15 protein-coding genes and 2 pseudogenes are annotated in these 19297 nt (G+C 71.1%); 11 read left to right on the top strand and 6 right to left on the bottom strand.

Annotation, left to right across the window (positions count from 1 at the left end; all coding sequences use genetic code 11):
• The first annotated feature begins 6 nt into the window (after positions 1-6).
• The 3 genes from ilvN (at position 7) to serA (ending at position 3492) form a co-directional block, all read left to right on the top strand.
• Entirely contained in the window at positions 7-531 is a 525-nt protein-coding gene (gene ilvN, locus ACZ6JT_RS14835; RefSeq protein ID WP_030010002.1) for an acetolactate synthase small subunit, read from the top strand.
• A 128-nt stretch (positions 532-659) separates the two neighbouring features.
• A complete protein-coding gene (gene ilvC, locus ACZ6JT_RS14830) occupies positions 660-1661 on the top strand; it encodes a ketol-acid reductoisomerase (protein ID WP_469209931.1) in 1002 nt (333 codons plus the stop codon).
• 241 nt (positions 1662-1902) lie between these two features.
• Complete coding sequence (gene serA, locus ACZ6JT_RS14825; protein ID WP_469209928.1) at positions 1903-3492, top strand: phosphoglycerate dehydrogenase; 1590 nt, start codon at positions 1903-1905, stop codon at positions 3490-3492.
• 78 nt (positions 3493-3570) lie between these two features.
• Here the strand turns inward: serA and ACZ6JT_RS14820 are convergent.
• Positions 3571-5126, bottom strand: a pseudogene (locus ACZ6JT_RS14820) (MFS transporter).
• Positions 5127-5228: 102 nt separating this feature from the next.
• Between ACZ6JT_RS14820 and ACZ6JT_RS14815 the strand changes: the two are divergent.
• On the top strand, positions 5229-5822 hold the full coding sequence (locus ACZ6JT_RS14815) for a TetR/AcrR family transcriptional regulator (protein ID WP_469209927.1): 594 nt from the start codon (positions 5229-5231) through the stop codon (positions 5820-5822).
• A 403-nt stretch (positions 5823-6225) separates the two neighbouring features.
• On the opposite strand, the pseudogene ACZ6JT_RS14810 reads toward ACZ6JT_RS14815, so the two are convergent.
• Positions 6226-6366, bottom strand: a pseudogene (locus ACZ6JT_RS14810) (NAD(P)-dependent alcohol dehydrogenase); the annotation flags it as partial.
• Between the two features lie 52 nt (positions 6367-6418).
• A complete protein-coding gene (locus ACZ6JT_RS14805; RefSeq protein ID WP_469209926.1) occupies positions 6419-7753 on the bottom strand; it encodes a PucR family transcriptional regulator in 1335 nt (444 codons plus the stop codon).
• Positions 7754-7912: 159 nt separating this feature from the next.
• Here ACZ6JT_RS14805 and ACZ6JT_RS14800 point away from each other — a divergent pair, with 159 nt between their 5' ends.
• The 3 genes from ACZ6JT_RS14800 to ACZ6JT_RS14790 all read left to right on the top strand — a co-directional run bounded on the left by ACZ6JT_RS14800 (position 7913) and on the right by ACZ6JT_RS14790 (position 11008).
• Positions 7913-8839: a proline dehydrogenase family protein gene (locus ACZ6JT_RS14800; RefSeq protein WP_469209924.1), complete on the top strand. Its 927-nt coding sequence runs from the start codon at positions 7913-7915 to the stop codon at positions 8837-8839.
• 31 nt (positions 8840-8870) lie between these two features.
• Positions 8871-10502: an L-glutamate gamma-semialdehyde dehydrogenase gene (gene pruA / locus ACZ6JT_RS14795; protein ID WP_469209922.1), complete on the top strand. Its 1632-nt coding sequence runs from the start codon at positions 8871-8873 to the stop codon at positions 10500-10502.
• A 287-nt stretch (positions 10503-10789) separates the two neighbouring features.
• Entirely contained in the window at positions 10790-11008 is a 219-nt protein-coding gene (locus ACZ6JT_RS14790; protein WP_469209920.1) for a hypothetical protein, read from the top strand.
• Here ACZ6JT_RS14790 and ACZ6JT_RS14785 read toward each other — a convergent pair.
• Positions 10992-11693, bottom strand: a complete 702-nt coding sequence (locus tag ACZ6JT_RS14785; RefSeq protein WP_469209918.1) for a nitroreductase family protein — start codon at positions 11691-11693, stop codon at positions 10992-10994. The two genes, ACZ6JT_RS14790 and ACZ6JT_RS14785, sit on opposite strands and share 17 nt — an antisense overlap.
• 154 nt (positions 11694-11847) lie before the next feature.
• Between ACZ6JT_RS14785 and ACZ6JT_RS14780 the strand changes: the two genes are divergently transcribed.
• Positions 11848-12381, top strand: coding sequence for a GNAT family N-acetyltransferase (locus tag ACZ6JT_RS14780; RefSeq protein ID WP_469209916.1), 534 nt, complete (start codon positions 11848-11850; stop codon positions 12379-12381).
• Positions 12382-12416: 35 nt separating this feature from the next.
• On the opposite strand, the gene ACZ6JT_RS14775 is transcribed toward ACZ6JT_RS14780, so the two are convergent.
• On the bottom strand, positions 12417-14447 hold the full coding sequence (locus tag ACZ6JT_RS14775; protein ID WP_469209915.1) for a phosphocholine-specific phospholipase C: 2031 nt from the start codon (positions 14445-14447) through the stop codon (positions 12417-12419).
• A 727-nt stretch (positions 14448-15174) separates the two neighbouring features.
• Here ACZ6JT_RS14775 and ACZ6JT_RS14770 point away from each other — a divergent pair.
• The 3 genes from ACZ6JT_RS14770 to ACZ6JT_RS14760 all read left to right on the top strand — a co-directional run bounded on the left by ACZ6JT_RS14770 (position 15175) and on the right by ACZ6JT_RS14760 (position 17737).
• The gene (locus ACZ6JT_RS14770) at positions 15175-15303 is read left to right on the top strand and encodes a hypothetical protein (protein WP_107050491.1); all 129 of its coding nucleotides are present in this window, start codon (positions 15175-15177) and stop codon (positions 15301-15303) included.
• A 78-nt stretch (positions 15304-15381) separates the two neighbouring features.
• Positions 15382-16422 carry a 3-isopropylmalate dehydrogenase gene (locus ACZ6JT_RS14765; RefSeq protein WP_469209914.1) on the top strand — a complete coding sequence of 347 codons (1041 nt, stop codon included), beginning with the start codon at positions 15382-15384 and terminating at the stop codon, positions 16420-16422.
• Positions 16423-16651: 229 nt separating this feature from the next.
• Positions 16652-17737 carry a branched-chain amino acid aminotransferase gene (locus ACZ6JT_RS14760; RefSeq protein WP_376616567.1) on the top strand — a complete coding sequence of 362 codons (1086 nt, stop codon included), beginning with the start codon at positions 16652-16654 and terminating at the stop codon, positions 17735-17737.
• Between the two features lie 89 nt (positions 17738-17826).
• Here the strand turns inward: ACZ6JT_RS14760 and ACZ6JT_RS14755 are convergent, their stop codons facing one another.
• Positions 17827-19254 (bottom strand): cytosine permease, encoded by a 1428-nt coding sequence (locus tag ACZ6JT_RS14755; protein WP_469209912.1) that lies wholly within the window; start codon positions 19252-19254, stop codon positions 17827-17829.
• Between the last annotated feature and the right edge of the window lie 43 nt (positions 19255-19297).

Here is a 19297-nt window from a genome sequence, read left to right as displayed (position 1 = left end):
CCCCACATGTCCAAGCACACGCTCTCCGTCCTGGTCGAGAACACGCCCGGCATCCTCGCCCGGATCGCCGCCCTGTTCTCCCGCCGCGGGTTCAACATCGACTCCCTCGCGGTCGGCGTCACCGAGCACCCCGACATCTCCCGCATCACCATCGTCGTGAACGTCGAGGACCTCCCGCTCGAGCAGGTGACCAAGCAGCTGAACAAGCTGGTCAACGTGCTCAAGATCGTCGAGCTGGAGTCCCACAACGCCATCGAGCGTGAACTCGTCCTGGTGAAGGTCCGCGCCGACAACGAGACCCGTTCGCAGATCGTCGAGATCGTCCAGCTGTTCCGCGCCAAGACGGTCGACGTCTCCCCGGAGGCCGTCACCATCGAGGCCACCGGCGGTTCCGACAAGCTCGGCGCGATGCTCAAGATGCTGGAACCCTTCGGCATCAAGGAACTCGTGCAGTCCGGCACGATCGCCATAGGGCGTGGCGGACGGTCCATCACGGACCGCAGTCTGCGCGCGCTCGACCGCAGCGCCTGACCCGCCGGGCGCAGCGGACACGCAAGCCGCTCCAGACACGCTCAGCTCGCATAGCGAGACCGAGAAACTCAGATTCCGTTCCCCGCCGTACGGTGGGAGCAACACCAGCGCACCAAGGAGATATCCCAGTGGCCGAGCTGTTCTACGAGAACGACGCCGACCTGTCCATCATCCAGGGCCGCAAGGTCGCGGTCATCGGTTACGGCAGCCAGGGCCACGCCCACGCGCTGTCGCTCCGTGACTCCGGCGTCGACGTCGTCGTCGGCCTGAAGGAGGGCTCGAAGTCCAAGGCCAAGGCCGAGGAGCAGGGCCTGAAGGTCGTCCCCGTGGCCGAGGCCGCCGAGTGGGCGAACGTCATCATGATCCTGACGCCGGACCCGCTGCAGGCCGAGATCTACGAGGAGTCCATCAAGGACCACCTCAAGGAGGGCGACGCGCTCTTCTTCGGCCACGGCTTCAACGTCCGCTACGGCTTCATCAAGCCCCCGGCCAACGTGGACGTCGCCCTCGTCGCCCCGAAGGGCCCGGGCCACCTGGTGCGCCGCCAGTACGAGGAAGGCCGCGGCGTGCCCTGCATCGCCGCCGTCGAGCAGGACTTCTCCGGCAACGCCTTCGCCCTCGCGCTCTCGTACGCGGCCGGCATCGGCGGCACCCGCGCCGGCGTCATCAAGACCACCTTCACCGAGGAGACCGAGACCGACCTGTTCGGTGAGCAGGCCGTCCTCTGCGGTGGCGCGTCCGCCCTGGTCAAGGCCGGTTTCGAGACGCTGACCGAGGCCGGCTACCAGCCGGAGATCGCGTACTTCGAGTGCCTGCACGAGCTGAAGCTCATCGTCGACCTCATGTACGAGGGCGGCCTGGAGAAGATGCGCTGGTCGGTCTCCGAGACCGCCGAGTGGGGCGACTACATCACGGGCCCCCGCATCATCACGGACGCCACCAAGGCCGAGATGAAGCAGGTCCTCGCGGAGATCCAGAGCGGCGAGTTCGCCAACACCTGGATGGCCGAGTACAAGGCCGGTCTGCCGAAGTACAACGAGTACAAGAAGGCCGACGAGGCGCACCTGCTGGAGACCACCGGCAAGAAGCTGCGCAAGCTGATGAGCTGGGTCGACAGCGACGAGAGCTGATCGTGGACGGCGGGGCCGGGACGCTGTGTCCCGGCCCCGCCGCGCGTCGCTTGTCCAACACGGCCAACCCCGGAAGGGTGATCCTTCCGTACAGGCGGAAATCCGGTCCGCCTGCGCCACTACACTGCTCAACACATACGCGTCAGGCCCACAGTGTCGTGCGTCTTCCACGCGGCTACCCCCTCCACCGCCTGCGGCCGTCGGGACGGCCGTCCGCACTGGACTTGTGAGGATGACCCACGTGAGCTCGAAACCTGTCGTACTCATCGCCGAAGAGCTGTCGCCCGCCACGGTGGACGCGCTCGGTCCGGACTTCGAGATCCGGCACGTCAACGGAGCCGACCGCGCGGAGCTGCTGCCCGCGATCGTCGACGTCGACGCGATCCTCGTCCGCTCCGCCACCAAGGTCGACGCCGAGGCCATCTCCGTCGCCAAGAAGCTGAAGGTCGTCGCCCGCGCGGGTGTCGGTCTGGACAACGTCGACGTCTCCGCCGCCACCAAGGCCGGCGTGATGGTCGTCAACGCCCCGACCTCGAACATCGTGACGGCCGCCGAACTGGCCTGCGGTCTGCTCGTCGCCACCGCCCGCAACATTCCGCAGGCCAACACCGCCCTGAAGAACGGCGAGTGGAAGCGGAACAAGTACACGGGTGTCGAGCTCAGCGAGAAGACCCTCGGTGTCGTCGGCCTCGGCCGCATCGGCGTCCTGGTCGCGCAGCGCATGTCGGCCTTCGGCATGAAGATCGTCGCGTACGACCCCTACGTGCAGCCCGCGCGCGCCGCCCAGATGGGCGTCAAGATGCTGACGCTGGACGAGCTCCTCGAGGTCGCCGACTTCATCACCGTGCACCTGCCCAAGACCCCCGAGACCCTCGGTCTCATCGGGGACGAGGCCCTGCACAAGGTGAAGCCCTCCGTCCGTATCGTCAACGCTGCTCGTGGCGGGATCGTGGACGAGGCCGCGCTGTACTCGGCCATCAAGGAGGGCCGCGTCGCCGGCGCCGGCCTCGACGTGTACGCGAAGGAGCCCTGCACGGACTCCCCGCTCTTCGAGCTCGACCAGGTCGTCTGCACCCCGCACCTCGGCGCGTCCACGGACGAGGCCCAGGAGAAGGCCGGTGTCTCGGTCGCCAAGTCGGTGCGCCTGGCCCTCGCCGGCGAGCTCGTGCCGGACGCGGTCAACGTCCAGGGCGGCGTCATCGCCGAGGACGTCCGTCCGGGCCTGCCGCTCGCCGAGAAGCTCGGCCGCATCTTCACCGCCCTCGCGGGCGAGGTCGCGGTCCGCCTCGACGTCGAGGTCTGCGGCGAGATCACCCAGCACGACGTCAAGGTGCTCGAACTCTCCGCCCTCAAGGGTGTCTTCGAGGACGTCGTCGACGAGACGGTCTCCTACGTCAACGCCCCCCTGTTCGCACAGGAGCGCGGGGTCGAGGTACGCCTGACCACCAGCTCGGAGTCCCCGGACCACCGCAACGTGGTGACCGTCCGCGGCACCCTGTCGGACGGTCAGGAGGTCTCGGTCTCCGGCACGCTCGCGGGCCCGAAGCACCTGCAGAAGATCGTCGGCATCGGCGAGTACGACGTGGACCTGGCGCTCGCCGACTACATGGTCGTGCTGCGCTACACCGACCGTCCCGGCGTGGTCGGCACCGTCGGCCGCGTCCTCGGCGAGGCCGGTCTGAACATCGCGGGCATGCAGGTCGCCCGTGCGGAGGCGCACGGCGAGGCGCTCGCCGTCCTCACCGTCGACGCGGAGGTCCCGGCGAACGTCCTCGCGGACATCTCCGCCGAGATCGGCGCCGTCTCGGCGCGTACGGTCAGCCTCGGCTGACCCGTGTGACACGACGAAGGGCCCGGGGGATTCCCCCGGGCCCTTTCACGTTCTCCGCCGTCCCGATCAGTTGCGCGATCAGTGGTACGTCGGCACCGCCACGTCGGCCTCCGCCACCTCGGGCCGCTCCCCCTCGGCCGGGGTCGGGGTCTCGATGCCCCGCATCAGCGCCGCGGCGAGCACGGCCGCCCCGAGCAGCAGCGCCGCGCCGCCCCAGGCCGCGTACTGCATCCCGTGGACGAAGGCCTCCCGGGCCAGGGCCAGCACCTGCTCGCCCGCCTCCCCGCCGATCCGGTGGGCGGTGGCCACGGCGCCGCCGAGGGTCTCCCGGACGGCGGGCTCGGCGCCCGCCAGGTCGCTGCGGTAGACAGCGGTGCCCAGGCTGCCGAGGACCGCCATGCCGAGGGCGCCGCCGAACTCCGTTCCGGTCTCCAGCAGGGAGGCGGCGGAGCCGGCCTTCTCGGCGGGGGCCGAGGCGAGCGCCATGTCGGAGACCAGCGACATGACGGCGACGACGCCCGAGGAGAGCACCCCGGCGGCGGTGAGGACCAGCCACAGGGAGTCGGTGTCCACGAGGCTGGACAGGGCGAACCCGGCGGCGGCCAGGACGAACCCGCCGGCGATCACGTAGCCCCGGTCCACCTTCTGGGCGAGGGCGGCGGAGACGGGGGCCGCGGCCCCGATGACGACCGAGGGGGCGAGGCTCCACAGGGCCGCTTCCAGGGTGCCCATGGCGAGCACCGACTGGAGGTACTGGGTGGTGAAGTACGACGCGCCCATCACGGCGAAGGCGGAGAGGGAGTTGAGGGCGATGCCCGCCCCGAAGCCGCGCCCCCGGAAGAGGGCCCGGGGGATCATGGCGTCGTCGCGGGTGCGCTGGCGGCAGACGAAGACGTACGCGAAGGCCAGGCCGACGGCGAGGCAGCCCAGGTGGAGCGGCTCGAAGCCCTCGGCGGCGATTTCCTTGAGGCCGTAGACGACCGGCAGCACGGCGGCCATGGACAGCGGGACGCTCAGCAGGTCGAAACGGCCGGGGGCCGGGTCCTTGAACTCCGGGACCAGGACCGGGACGAGGAGCAGCAGGAGCAGCATCGCGGGCACGTTGATCAGGAAGACCGAGCCCCACCAGAAGTGGTTCAGCATCACACCGCTGAGCACCGAGCCGAGGGCGATGCCGCCGGTCATGGCCCCGGACCAGATGGCGATGGCCTTGCCGCGCTGCTTGTCGTCCCGGAAGAGGTTCCGTACGAGGGCCAGCGTGGAGGGCATCAGGGTCGCGCCGCCGATGCCGAGCAGGACGCGGCAGGCGATGAGCATGTCGGCGCTGGTGGCGTAGCCGGCGCCGACGGAGGCGATGCCGAAGGCGGTCGCACCGATCAGCAGCAGCTTGCGGCGGCCGTCCGGTCCCCGAGCGAGCCCATCGTGATCAGGAGGCCGGAGAGGGCGAAGCCGTAGCTGTCGAAGATCCAGAGCTGCTGGGTGGAGCTGGGGGCGAGCTGGTCGGTGATCGCCGGGATGGCGAAGTAGAGGACGGAGACGTCCATCGACACCAGGAGGAGGGGCAGCAGGAGGACGGTGAAGGCGGTCCATTCGCGGCGTCCGGCAACTCGCGCTGTGGCGGCGGTGTTTGTCATGAGCAGGAATGTACAGACGTCATAAACGTTTGTCTATGACGAATGTATAGAACGGTGGTCTAGGACTGTTGTCTGGGACGGCTGTCTTGCTACCGTGTGGCCATGGGACATCGCGAAGATCTGCTCGAAGGCGCCAAGAAGTGCCTGGTCGAGAAGGGGTTCGTGCGCACGACAGCGCGCGACATCGTCAGCGCCTCGGGGACCAACCTGGCGTCCATCGGCTACCACTACGGCTCGAAGGACGCCCTGCTCACCCAGGCCTTCATCGGCCTGATGGAGGACTGGGGCGCCGTCTTCCAGGACGGCCTCGACGGTGAGGGCGGCTCCCTGGAGCGGTTCCGCGCGCTCTGGGAGGGCGTCCTCGCCCAGCACGACACGTCGGGTCCGATCTGGGCGGCCAGCCTGGAGGTGGCGCTCGGCCGGGACAAGCGCCCGGAGTTGCGCTCCATGCTCGCGGCCTCGCAGGCCGAGGGGCGCCGCGGCCTGATCTCCATGCTGACCGGCACCCCGGAGGACCAGCTCGACGACCGTGACGTGCGCACGCTCGGCACCTTCTACCAGGCGCTGCTCAACGGCCTGATGATCCAGTGGCTGTTCGATCCGGAGTCGGCGGCCACCGCCGAGGAGTTCACCGAGGGCATGCGCCGGGCCGCGGAGGCGATGATCCGCCCCCGGAACCCCGAGGGCGGGGAGTAACCGGAGCGGGACCGCCGTCGGGAAGGCCCCGTCCCACCCCCGGATCGGCCCGAGACGAGGGGGAGTCGCACGGCGGCAGCGCGGGCGCGGCAGGGCGCGGCGCCGGGCGCTCCGGCGGCGGTGCCTGACGACCGTTCGCGGTGTGCCGCGCGACGCGGTCGTGTGCACCCCCGTGCACACGCGGCCGGAGCTCCGGACCGACGTCCGGACGGACATCCCACGAAAGGCGCCGACACCGTGGTGCCGGCCGGCCGGATCCTGCCCGGCGTCGAGCCGGCGCCGGGCAAGGACGGCGACGCGATGATGCGCACGCGGTTCGGTGAGGTCAGGCCGGCCCGGCCGATCGGCGCCCTTCGTCCTGGACGCCGCGACGGGGTACCGGCGGTGCCCACGGCCGCCTCCCGGAGTGGTCCACGACGTGGTCGGCGCCGGGTGAGCGGACCAGGTCCGCGTTCCGTGTCCCGCACGCGCCGGTCACCTCCGCGCCGCACGCCTTCGCGTTCCGAACGGCGAACGTGGCCGCGCCGCCTGACGCGCCGTTGGCCGAGGTCGTCCGCCCGGCCGGCCTTCGGTCCGCCGCACGGCCCGGAGACGCCCTACGCCAGGCGGGCCGCTTTCAGGGCCATGTGGAGCAGCAGGCGGTCCTCGCCCTCGTCCAGGTCCAGCCCGGTCAGCTGTTCCACCCGGGCGAGGCGGTAGTAGAGGGTCTGGCGGTGGACGCCGAGGGCCGCCGCTGCCCGGCCCGCCTGGCCGGCGCAGTCCAGGAACACCTCGGCGGTGCGGGCGAGTTCGCGGTGGGCCGGGGTCAGCAGGGCGCGCGCCGCCGGATCGTCCACCGGGTCGGCGGCGAGATGCGCGAGCATCCGGTACGGCCCGATCGCCGACCACTGGGCGACCGGGCCCAGCCGGGGCTGCGCGACGGCCGCCCGGGCCGCCGCCACCGCCTGCTCCCAGGCGGCGGGCAGCTCCGCGAGGCCCCGGACGGGGTCGGCGACGCCCGCGGTCATCCGGCGGGCGGGGGCGGCCGTGGGCGTGGCCTTGGCCTTGGCCGCCGCGGTCGACCCGGCCGCCTTGGCCGTGCCGCCGGCCCTGGCCGCTCCGCCCGTTCCCGCAGGCGAAGCCGCCGCGCCCGCTCCGGCCGCGCCGGCCGCCCGTGCCGGTTCCACCGCGCGCGGCAGCAGCCGGGCCACCGCCGTCAGGGCCGGGGTCAGCGCGTCCGGCGAGCGCAGCCGGAGCAGCACCGCCAGGGCCAGGTCGCCGCTCGCCCCCGCTTCGTCCCCGCTCCCGCTCCCGCCCCGCCGCGGTACGAGGCACACGGCCGCCGCGCCCGGCACCGACGCCGGAGCCTCCCCGGACCAGGGCGCCACGCAGACCGCCGCGTGCAGCCCGTCCCCGCCCGGACCGAGGGCGGCCCGCAGCGCGGCCACCGCCATGTCCTGCTGCCAGCCGCGCCCCGCGGTGAGCACCGCCTGGAACTCCCGCGACAGGTCCGCCCCCGCCTTCGCCTCCTCGGCGAGCAGCACCCCGATCCGCTCGGCCACCTCCATGGCCGCGGCCAGGGCCGCCGGATCGGGGCCGGGCGCGCCGGGCTCCTGGTCGAGGAGCCACACGTAGCCCTGCACGATGCCCCGGAACCGCACCGGCAGACAGATCCGCCCTCGGAAGACCCCCGCGTCGGGCGCCGCCGGGATCCGGACGGGTCCGGTGGCGCGGGCGATGCCGAAGCCCTCGAACCAGGACCGGACGGCGGCGGTCGACTGCCGGGTCAGGATCGAGCGCGTCCGTACCGGGTCCACCGTCAGCTCGCCGGAGTCGCTGTCGCTGTCGTGCGCGCCGAAGGCGATGAGGCGGAAGTCCCGGTTCTCCAGGGTCGCCGGGGCGCCGAGCAGCGCCGAGATCTCGTCCACCAGGTCCTGGTAATCGCCCTTCACCCAGACATTCTCCCACTCCGGGACCGGCTCTTCAGACAGATGTATGAGATCCGGGACACGGATGCGTGACAGCTGTCGATGGCAGAGGATCAAAGCGATCCTTAGGTTTCACGGTGGTTTCACTTGCGCTTTTCTTCTGCCACCCGCTGGAGGTGCCCCGTGCTGGGTCCCGTGATCCTCGCCGCTTCGCGCAGCGACAAGATGCGTCGTATCGTCTCTGCCGCCCCGGTGACCAAGCCCGTGGTGAATCGGTTCATCCCCGGCGAGACGGTCGACCAGGTCATCCCGATCGTCGAGGAGCTCACCCGGGCCGGGCTCGAGGTGACCCTCGACGTCGTCGGCGAGGACATCACCGAGGTGGCTCAGTCCTACGCCGCACGGGACGCCTACCTCCAGCTCATCGAGCGCCTCGCGGAGCTCGGCCTCGGCGAGAAGGCCGAGATGTCCGTCAAGCTGTCGATGTTCGGGCAGGCACTGGAGGGCGGCCACGAGCTCGCGCTCGCCAACGTCCGCCCGGTCGTCGAGGCCGCAGCCGCCATCGGCACCACCGTGACGCTCGACGCCGAGGACCACACCACCCTCGACTCGATGTTCGCCATCCACGAGGAGCTGCGCCGGGACTTCCCGCAGACCGGCTGCGTGATCCAGGCGTACCTCTTCCGCACCGAGGCGGACGCCCGGCGCCTGGCCGCCGCCGGCAGCCGCGTCCGGATCGTCAAGGGCGCCTACAAGGAGCCCGCCGAGGTCGCGTACCAGGACAAGGCGGAGATCGACAAGGCGTACGTCCGGATCATGAAGATCCTGATGGAGGGCGAGGGCTACCCGATGATCGGGTCCCACGACCCGCGGCTGATCGCCATCGGCCAGGAACTGGCCCGGCAGGCCGGGCGCAAGCTGGACGAGTACGAGTTCCAGATGCTGTACGGCATCCGCAGCGAGGAGCACCTGCGGCTCGCCGCCGAGGGCCACCGGATGCGGGTCTACACCGCGTACGGAACGGACTGGTACGGCTACTTCATGCGCCGCCTCGCGGAGAAGCCGGCCAACCTGCTGTTCTTCCTCCGCTCGATGATCACCAAGAACTAGCCAAGAACTAGGTCAAGGAGTTACCAGCCCCATGGATGCTGTGACCCAGGTCCCCGCGCCGGTCAACGAGCCGGTCCACTCGTACGCCCCCGGTACCCCGGAGCGCGCGCGGCTCGAAGCACAGCTCAAGCAGCTGTCCGAGAACCCGATCGACCTTCCGATGACGATCAACGGCGTCAAGCGGATGGGCGGTGGCGAGCGTTTCGACGTGGTCCAGCCGCACGACCACAAGTCGGTGCTCGGCACCTTCGCCAACGCCACCCAGGCCGACGCGCAGGAGGCCATCGACGCCGCCCTCGCCGCCGCCCCGGCCTGGCGCTCGATGTCCTTCGACGACCGCGCCGCGATCATCCTGCGCGCCGCCGAGCTGCTGTCCGGCCCGTGGCGCGAGAAGCTCGCCGCCTCGACCATGCTGGGCCAGTCGAAGACCGCGCAGCAGGCCGAGATCGACACCCCGTGCGAGCTCGTCGACTTCTGGCGCTTCAACGTCCACTTCGCCCGCCAGATCCTGGCCGAGCAGCCGGTCGCGAACTCCGCCGGCGTGTGGAACCGCAGCGACCACCGCCCCCTCGAGGGCTTCGTCTACGCGATCACGCCCTTCAACTTCACGGCCATCGCGGGCAACCTGCCGACCGCCCCCGCCCTCATGGGCAACGTGGTCCTGTGGAAGCCGTCCCCGACGCAGACCCACTCCGCGGTCCTCCTGATGGAGCTCCTGGAGGAGGCCGGCCTGCCCAAGGGCGTCATCAACCTCGTCACCGGTGACGGCATCGCGGTCTCGGAGGTGGCGCTGAACCACCCCGAGCTGGCCGGCATCCACTTCACCGGTTCGACCAAGACCTTCCAGTACCTGTGGAAGACGGTCGGCAACAACATCGAGAAGTACAAGTCCTACCCGCGCCTGGTCGGCGAGACCGGCGGCAAGGACTTCGTCGTCGCGCACCCGTCCGCGGACCGCGCCGTCCTGAAGACCGCCCTGACCCGCGGCTCCTTCGAGTTCCAGGGCCAGAAGTGCTCGGCGTCCTCGCGCGCCTACATCCCGGCCTCGATCTGGAACGACGGCTTCAAGGAGGCCTTCGCGGCCGAGGTCGACGGCATCGCCATGGGTGACGTACGCGACCTGACCAACTTCATCGGCGCCGTCATCGACGAGCGCTCGTTCGCGAAGAACAAGGCCGCGATCGACCGCGCGAAGGCCGACCCGACCTGCGAGATCATCGCCGGCGGCACCTACGACGACTCGGAGGGCTACTTCGTCCGCCCGACCGTCATCGCGTGCACCGACCCGGAGAACGAGGTCTTCACGACCGAGTACTTCGGCCCGATCCTCGCCGTGCACGTCTACGAGGACGCCGACTTCGACGCGATGCTCGCGCAGATGGAGTCCGTCTCGGCGTACGCCCTGACCGGCTCGATCATCGCCGCCGACCGCTACGCGGCCGCGGACGCGATGGAGAAGCTCCGCTTCGCGGCGGGCAACTTCTACATCAACGACAAGTCCACCGGCGCCGTCGTCGGCCAGCAGCCCTTCGGCGGCGGCCGCGCCTCGGGCACCAACGACAAGGCGGGCGCGGCGACCAACCTGCAGCGCTGGACCTCCACCCGCTCCATCAAGGAGACCCTGGTCGCGCCGACCGAGTACGGCTACCCCCACATGGGCTGACCCGGCCCCACCGAACCCCGCCCCCGCTCCGGCACCCCCAAGTCCGGAGCGGGGGCGGTTTCCATTCCTCCCCCCGTTGCCACCCAACCGCTGCTAGCCACCACACGTGCCTCCGCTGGGCCGAAGCCGGCCTGATCACGCGCCACCAACCGGTCCCGGAGCCCGAGGACGAGGCCCAGCGCACCCTCGAATCGCTCCTTCCCCGGCGAGATCGCCATGGGCGGAGCCTTCGTCACCCTGCGGCGGGGGCCGTGCTACGCCCCGGACGCCTCGGCGCGGAGGTACGCGTGATGCTGACCGCGGCGATCGTGACGGCGGCCGTGCTCGGGGTGAGCAAGGTGGTGCGGGACTGGTTGATCCTGCGGCACGTGCGGGCGGCCATGGACGCGGGGACCTCGGAGGACCGGGTGCGGATCGGGATGCGGCTCGCGGAAGCGCTCGGCGGCGGGCAGTCCGGGCCCTCCCCCGAGCCGCCCGCCGGGGAGGGCGTCACACCTCCACGATGACCTGGTCCAGGGATTTGCGGGTCAGGTCCGGGACCTCGCAGTCGTCCGCCGGGTAGCCGACCGGGACGACCGCGAAGGCCTTCTCGTTCTCCGGGCGGTTCAGGACGTGGCTCAGGAAGCGCATCGGGCTCGGGGTGTGGATCAGGGCGGCGAGGCCCGACAGGTGGAGGGCGGACAGGAGCATGCCGACCGCGATGCCGACGGACTCGTCGACGTAGTAGTGCTTGCGCTTGGTGCCGTCCGGGCCGAGCCAGTAGCGCTGCTGGAAGACCACGATCAGCGCCGGGGCGTCGGTGAGGTGCGCCTTGACGGCGTCGGTGCCGAGCGGGCGCAGGGCGGCGAGCCACTCGTCGCCGAGGCGGCCGTCGTAGGACAGCTGCTCCTCCTGCTCGGCGGCCGCGCGGATCTGCTGCCGCACGGCCGGGTCCTTGACCAGGACGAAGGTCCACGGCTGCTGGTGCGCCCCGGAGGGGGCGGTGGCCGCGCACGCGATGGCGTCCCGGACGGCCTGCTCGGGCACGGGGTCGGGGGAGAAGTGGCGTATGGTCCGCCGCTCGTCCATCCGGGCCCGCAACTCGGCGGCGCGCGCGAGCGATTCACCGCTCGCCATCCGCTCGGGCCGGTACGGGGCGGGACGGTACGGCTGGCCGTGGATCGGGGTCCACTGCTGGGTATCGGGCGACATGCGGCGAGTCTGCCGAGGCAATGGTCCAGACCGCCAGAGCGGCGTCGGCCGATTCCGGCCGGAGGACGGCGTCCGGCGTCCGCAATGCGGTCCTTGGTACGGTCGCGGGGGAGGAGGGGCCTGTCCCGGGCGGGCCGCCGGAGAGGGGACGGACGTGCGCGTCGCACACACCGCCGGACTGACCGGCGACGAGCTCCGTGAGGTGCGGGCCCTGCTCGACGAGGCCTTCGAGGGGGACTTCGGCGAGGAGGACTTCGAGCACGCGCTCGGCGGGATGCACGTGCTGGTCCGTGACGCGGACGGCCTGCTCGTCGCGCACGGCAGCGTCGTGCAGCGCCGGGTCGTGCACGGCGGGCGGGCCCTGCGGACCGGGTACGTGGAGGCCGTCGCCGTACGGGCCGACTCGCGGCGGCGGGGCCTCGGCGGGCAGGTCATGGCCGAGCTCGAACGGATCGTCGCGCGGGCCTTCGTACTGGGCGCGCTGTCGGCGTCGGAGGAGGGGGCCGGGCTCTACCTCGGCCGTGGCTGGTCGGTGTGGCCGGGCCGGATCGGGGCGCTCTCGCCCGACGGGCCGGTGCCCCTCCCCGGGGAGGAGGGGTCGACGTACGTGTGGGTGCCGCCCGGCGGGATCCGGTTGGACCCGGCCGGGCGGCTCGACTTCGACTGGCGGGACGGCGACGTGCTCTAGCGGGCAGCCGGCCCTCAGCGGTCAGCGGTCAGCGGTCACGAGCCCGAGATGCTGGGCGCCCCCGTCTCGATGTGACCGGTGTAGCGGCGCGACCAGGTGCCGTCGGAGTCGGCCAGGATCGTGAAGTCGTACCAGCCGTTGCTGTAGGCCACGGCGTTGAAGTAGTCCTCGCGCGAGGAGTTCGCCGGGACGGTGTAGGCCCAGGGGCCGTCCGTGCGGTAGGCGTTCGAGCGGATCGTGAAGGTGACGGGGGAGGCGGAGGAGTTCTTCATCAGGAAGTAGACCGCCGTCCTGCCGGTCCCCGGCTCGACCGCGAAGCGGGCCGCGACCTCGATGTCCTTGCCCGCCTTCGAGGCGTCGCCGATGAAGCGGCGCAGGAAGCGGTTCGGCCCGTACATCGAGATGTCGTACTTCCCCGAGCCGTGGCCGAGGCCGATGTTGAAGTAGTCGCTGCCGGTGGCGCCGGGGTCGACCGTGTACTGCCAGGCCGCCGTGTCCCGGTGCTGGTGCGGGTGGATGGAGAAGTGCGCGGGCCGCTTCGCCTCCGCACCCTGGTTGGTCATCGAGAACCAGGCCAGGATCTTGCCGGCCGCCCCGAACTCGAAGCGGTCCAGGTTCCCGTTCACCTGGTACGGAAGCGACCGCGCCGGGCGGGTGCCGGGCTCCTGCGCGGGGAGGGCGTTGTCCTGCGGCGCCGGGTTGGGCAGCGGGCCGCAGGTCGACTGCCCGATGACCTTGGCGGTGGACGGGAGGCCGGCCGGGACCCCGTAGACCGGGTGCGCGAAGTCGAAGACGCCGGTCAGGTCGCCGACCACCTTCCGGCGCCACGCGCTGATGTTCGGACAGGTGGCCGGGGTGCCCAGGGCGGCCGTCCACTGCTCCATGAACCGCAGGACGGAGGTGTGGTCGAAGACCTCCGAGCTCACCCAGCCGCCGCGGGTCCACGGGGACATCACGATCATCGGGACGCGGAAGCCGAGCCCGATCGGGACGCCGTCCAGGTACTCGCCGGGGGTGCCGGGCGGGGCGACGGGCGGCGGCACGTGGTCGAAGAAGCCGTCGTTCTCGTCGTAGTTGAGGAAGAGGACGGTGGAGTCGAAGACCTCCGGGTTCGCGGCCAGGGCGCGGTAGACCAGGTCGACGAAGTGCGCGCCGTCACCGGGCGGGGCGTACGGGTGCTCCGAGAAGGCCTCGCTCGCGACGACCCAGGACACCTGGGGGAGGGTGCCCGCGACGACGTCGGCGCGGATCGCGGCCGCGATGTCGTCCGGGGTGGAGCCGGTGATCTTGGGGACCGAGCCCATGCCCCGGTCCCACAGCGGGTTGCCGGGGGCCGCGTCCGTGAACTTCTTGAAGTAGGCGAGGCCGTTGTCCCCGTAGTTGTCCTGGGCGTTCTGGTAGACCTTCCAGCTCATGCCGGCCCGTTGCAGGGCCTCCGCGTACGTCTCCCAGGTCAGCCCGGACTCGTCGCCGCCGTCCTTGCTGGAGGCGTCGACCTTGCCGCTCCACAGGAAGGTGCGGTTGGGGCCGGTGGCGCTGAGGGTGGAGCAGAAGTAGGCGTCACAGATCGTGTAGTTGTCGGCGAGGCCGTAGTGGAAGGGGATGTCCCCCCGGTCCAGGTAGCCGAGGGTGCGGGTGTTGCCCACGCCGGTCACCCAGTTGTCCATCCGGCCCTTGTTCCAGGCCGCGTGCTGCGAGGACCAGCTGTGCGGGAGGTCGCCGTTGCACTGGGCCAGGGTCTCGCCGTCGACGCCGCCGGCCGGCGGGGTGGAGCTGAGTTTCCACGGGTACTGGCGGCCGCCCCAGTTGGGCTGGTTGAACATGCCCCAGCCGCCCGGGATGTTGCCGGCGGCGCGGTCGCCGAACCCGCGGACCCCCTTCAACCTGCCGAAGTAGTGGTCGAAGCTGCGGTTCTCCTGCATGAGGATCACCACGTGCTTCACGTCGGTGATGGTGCCGGTCGCGGCGGCCGCGGCCGCCGTCGCCGGCAGGGCCGCGGGCAGGGCGGCCCCCGCCATCAGTCCGGCGCCGATTCCCACGAAACCTCTGCGGCTGATCGGTGTCACTGACCCCTCGCCTCCAACTCAAGTGCCCCGTCGGCACATTGACGGCAAGGGTGACGGGGGTCGGTTCAAAGGTCTACATCCGTGCGGTAAGAGTTCGGTGAACTTCCGGGTGGCTGGAATCGGTCGGTGGTCGGTGCGGGCCTCTTGCCCGGGATGTCCCGGCGGGGCAGGCCTCCGGGGCCTTCGATGCGCTCTCCGGCTCGCCCCGTGGTTTGGTGCGACGGTGAACCAATGCCCCTTCGGGTCAGGGAGCGGTCGCCGGGTGGGCCGTCCCGGCCGGCGCCGTGCCCGTCGGCCCGGCGGATCTCACCGCCGGGACCGGAGAGGCCCGCGGGTCATCCGTTCGGCCTCCCGGGAGCCGGGCGTGGGCTCCGTGTGGAGGGTGGGATGCGTCACTGCGCCGGAATCGGGGGCTGCCCTCGGCATCTAGCCTCTGGCCTGCGAAAACATGCCGGAGGAAAGGCTGAAGCGGACCCGCTCGGTGGGGCCTTCCGCGGGGCTCGGCGTCTCAGATAGTAGGAAGTCCGAGTAATTGCCGAGACATACAGCGGGACCTGGCCTAGCTTTGTAGGAGCCGAACGTCTCGCCGATCCGGCGAATGGCGGTCGAGAGCGCGCGCCCCTGGCAGGCAACCCCTGCGGCGCACTGCTCCCCGCCTCTTCCGGCGCCTTGAAGGAACCCCTCATCCGTGGCCCCGCCACGCCGTGATCTCAAGGAGTCGATCACCATGACCGCAACCACCGCCGCCCGCCGCGTCCGCCACACCTCCGCCTCGGCCGACGACCGCAAGAACGCCGCCGCCGCCCTCCAGCGCGCCCTCGACCGCCGTGACAACGGCGGATCGACCGGCCACTGAGCCATCCGCGCAGACATATTGCGTCCACATGATGGACGCAATATGTCTGAGGGCTGGGACAGGGAGTACGGTTTCGCCATGTCGACCAGCATCAATCTCGCAGTGATCCCCGGTGATGGCATCGGCCAGGAAGTCGTGGCTCAGGGACTCAAGGTCCTTACCGCGGTCCTGCCCCAGGATGTGAAGCTGGAGACCAAGCAATACGACCTCGGCGCCCAGCGCTGGCACCGCACCGGTGAGACCCTCCCGGACGCGGAGCTCGAAGCCCTCAAGCACCACGACGCGATCCTCCTCGGCGCCATCGGCGACCCGTCGGTCCCGTCGGGCGTGCTGGAGCGGGGTCTGCTGCTGAAGCTGCGCTTCGCGTTCGACCACTTCATCAACCTGCGCCCGTCGAAGCTGTTCCCCAATACGGCCACCCCGCTCGCCGGCCGTCCGGACATCGACTTCGTCGTGGTCCGCGAGGGCACCGAGGGCCCGTACACCGGCAACGGCGGCAGCCTGCGCACCGGCACCCCCGCCGAGGTGGCCACCGAGGTCAGCCTCAACACGGCGTACGGCGTGGAGCGCGTGGTCCGCGACGCGTACGAGCGGGCCAACTCCCGCCCCCGCAAGAAGCTGACGCTGGTCCACAAGAACAACGTCCTCGTCTACGCCGGGCACCTGTGGAAGAACATCTTCGACAAGGTCGGCCGGGAGTACCCCGAGGTCACCACCGACTACCTGCACGTCGACGCCGCGACGATCTTCTTCGTCACCCAGCCCGACCGCTTCGACGTCATCGTCACGGACAACCTCTTCGGTGACATCCTCACCGACCTGGCCGCCGCCGTGACCGGCGGAATCGGCCTCGCCGCATCCGGGAACATCAACCCGACGGGCGCCTTCCCCTCGATGTTCGAGCCCGTCCACGGCTCGGCCCCGGACATCGCCGGCACCGGCAAGGCCGACCCGACCGCGACGATCCTCTCCGTCGCCCTCCTGCTGCGCCACCTCGGCTACGAGGCCGAGGCCACCCGCATCGAGGACGCGGTCTCCGCCGACCTGGCGGAGCGCGACGGCACCTTCCGCTCCACCGACGCGATCGGCGACGCGCTCGCCGCTCGAGTAGCCGGCTGACCCGGCAGCCCCACCTCAGGTAGGAAGCCGCCGGGTCACAATGGGACCTGGCGGCTTTTCCTGTGCGGCCCCGGGTGCCACCATCTCCCCTGGGCCGCAGTCCCCGCTTCTCCGCAGCTCCCTCGCGCGCGATAATCGAACGCGAGGCCGCGGAATGCGGGGAAGCTCGGACGTCCTAGTACGCCGTGAGCGCGGTCCGCCATACACAACCGGTGAAGGACAAGCACTCATGACGACGCCCACGATCGAGCTCAAGCCCTCCTCGAACCCGCTGTCCGATGCGGAGCGAGAGGCGATCCTGGCCAGCCCCGGCTTCGGCCGCCACTTCACCGACCACATGGTGACGATCAAGTGGACCGAGGGCCGCGGCTGGCACGATGCCGAGCTGGTCCCGTACGCGCCGCTCTCGATCGACCCCGCGAACATGACCCTGCACTACGCGCAGACGATCTTCGAGGGTCTCAAGGCCTACCGCCAGCCCGACGGCACCGTGGCCACCTTCCGCCCCGAGGCCAACGCCGCCCGCTTCCAGGCCTCCGCCCGCCGCATGGCGATGCCGGAGCTGCCGGTCGAGCTGTTCATCGAGGCCTGCGACGCCCTCATCAAGCAGGACCGCGCCTGGGTGCCGGACTCCGGCGAGGCCTCGCTGTACCTGCGGCCCTTCATGTTCGCCTCCGAGGTCGGCCTCGGCGTCCGCCCGGCCAACGAGTTCCTCTTCATCGTCATCGCCTCGCCCGCCGGCGCGTACTTCCCCGGTGGGGTCAAGCCCGTCTCCGTCTGGCTGTCCGAGGACTACGTCCGCGCGGTCAAGGGCGGCACCGGCGCGGCCAAGACCGGCGGCAACTACGCGGCCTCGCTGGTCGCGCAGGCCCAGGCGGCCTCGCACGGCTGCGACCAGGTGGTCTGGCTCGACGCCGTCGAGCACCGCTGGATCGAGGAGATGGGCGGCATGAACCTGTACTTCGTCTACGGGGACCGCATCGTCACCCCGGAGCTCACCGGCTCGCTCCTTCCCGGCATCACCCGCGACTCCCTCCTCACCATCGCCCGCGACCTCGGCTACACCGCCGAGGAGGGCCGCCTGACGACCGAGGACTGGCAGCGCGACAACGCGAACGGCACCCTCACCGAGGTGTTCGCCTGCGGCACCGCCGCCGTCATCACCCCCGTCGGCTCCGTCAAGTCCGAGCGCGCCAACTGGACCCAGGGCGACGGCGAGCCCGGCGAGGTCACCATGCGGCTGCGCAAGGCGCTCCTGGAACTCCAGACCGGCCACAGCGCCGACACCCACGGCTGGATGCACCCCCTCGGCTAGGCCGTCTCGAAACGGACGAAGGCCCCCGCGCACCGCGCGGGGGCCTTCGGCGTACCGGTGGCACGGGCGAGAGGTGCCTGGTCGGCGCCTCAGTCGACCGCGACCGCCACCTGCCCGGCCGGATCGGCGGCCGGAGCCGCCTGCGGGCGGAGCGTCAGCGCGGTGTACACCGCGCCGCCGACCAGCCCCGACAGGATGAAACTGCAGTCCACCCCGCCGGTGAGGGCCAGCAGCGGTCCCTCGTACACCGGGGTCGACACGGCGGCCAGTCCCACGGCCGCGCCGGCCGCCCAGGAGGCGGTGGCGCGCAGGTTCCAGCCACCGCTGTACCAGTAGACGCCGCCCCGGGCCCGGCGGTTGAACACCTGCAGGGCGTCGGGGTCGTACACCCCGCGGCAGCGCACGTACCCGATGAGGGTGATGACGGCCCACGGGGTGCCGATCGCCGTCAGCAGCAGCACGAAGGAGGTCATCGCGGACTGCACGTCCCACTCGAAGGAGCCGAAGAAGACGAAGGCGGTGGCGACGGCCGCGGCGACCAGGGTGGCGGTGGTGCGGGTGGCCTTGGGGACGATCGCGTCGAGGTCCAGGCCCATGGAGTAGAGCATCAGCCCGGCGTTGCCCACCGAGCCCGCCGCCGCGGCGACCAGCAGCGGGACCAGGTACCAGAACGGCGCGCTCTCCACGAGCGGCCCGGCGTAGTCCAGCCCCGCCCTGGCGGCCAGCGCGGTGTACGTGCCGAACAGCTGCGGTATCAGCAGGCCGATCAGCAGGCCGAAGGCGGTGGCCCAGAGCACCTTGCGGGAGCCGTGCCGGCGCGGGGAGATGTAGCGGGTGTAGTCGCCGAGCAGGGTGATGAAGGCGACGGGCCCGCTGAGCCCGGCGGCGACGGCGGCCAGCAGCCACGTCGGCCAGAAGGAGCCGAGCAGGTACGAGGTCTCCGGCGGGGCGGCGGTGGTGAAGTCCGGGGCGTAGGCGAGGAAGCCGACGGCCAGCAGGACCACCATGCCGATGGAGAGGACCTTGCTCATGCGCAGCAGCAGCCGGTAGCCGAAGACGGCCCCGACGACGGTACACGCGGCGAGCACCCCGTACATCGCCGCGCGCGAGACGCCGGTGTCGGGAAGTCCGGTGAGCCGCGAGAGGGCGCCCACCATCACGTCGCCGCCGATCCACAGGGTGAGGGCGGTGTAGCCGAGCGAGAGCAGCAGGCCCACCACCGAGCCCACGAGCCGGCCGCGGACGCCGAACTGCGCGCCGCTCGACGTGGAGAGGTTGGTCGCGGTGCGCAGGGAGACGAGCGCCAGCGGCGCGGTGAAGGCGATACCGACGAGCGTGCCGGTCACGATGGCGGTGACCGAGGGCCACAGGCCCAGTCCGAAGGACGGGGGCAGCCAGCCGAAGACGATGACACCGAGGCAGAGGTTGGAGCCGAGGAGGATCGAGATCAGGTCACGGGGACCGCTCGTCCGCTCCTCCTCCGGGATGGTGTCGACTCCGCGCTGTTCGATGGGCATGGGGGGACTCCCTTGGCAGGGCGGGGGGTGGTTCGCATTTATT

Source organism: Streptomyces sp. NPDC046308, assembly GCF_055588065.1.
Note: the sequence above shows the minus strand (reverse complement) of the source record. Positions and strands in the feature narration are given on the sequence as shown.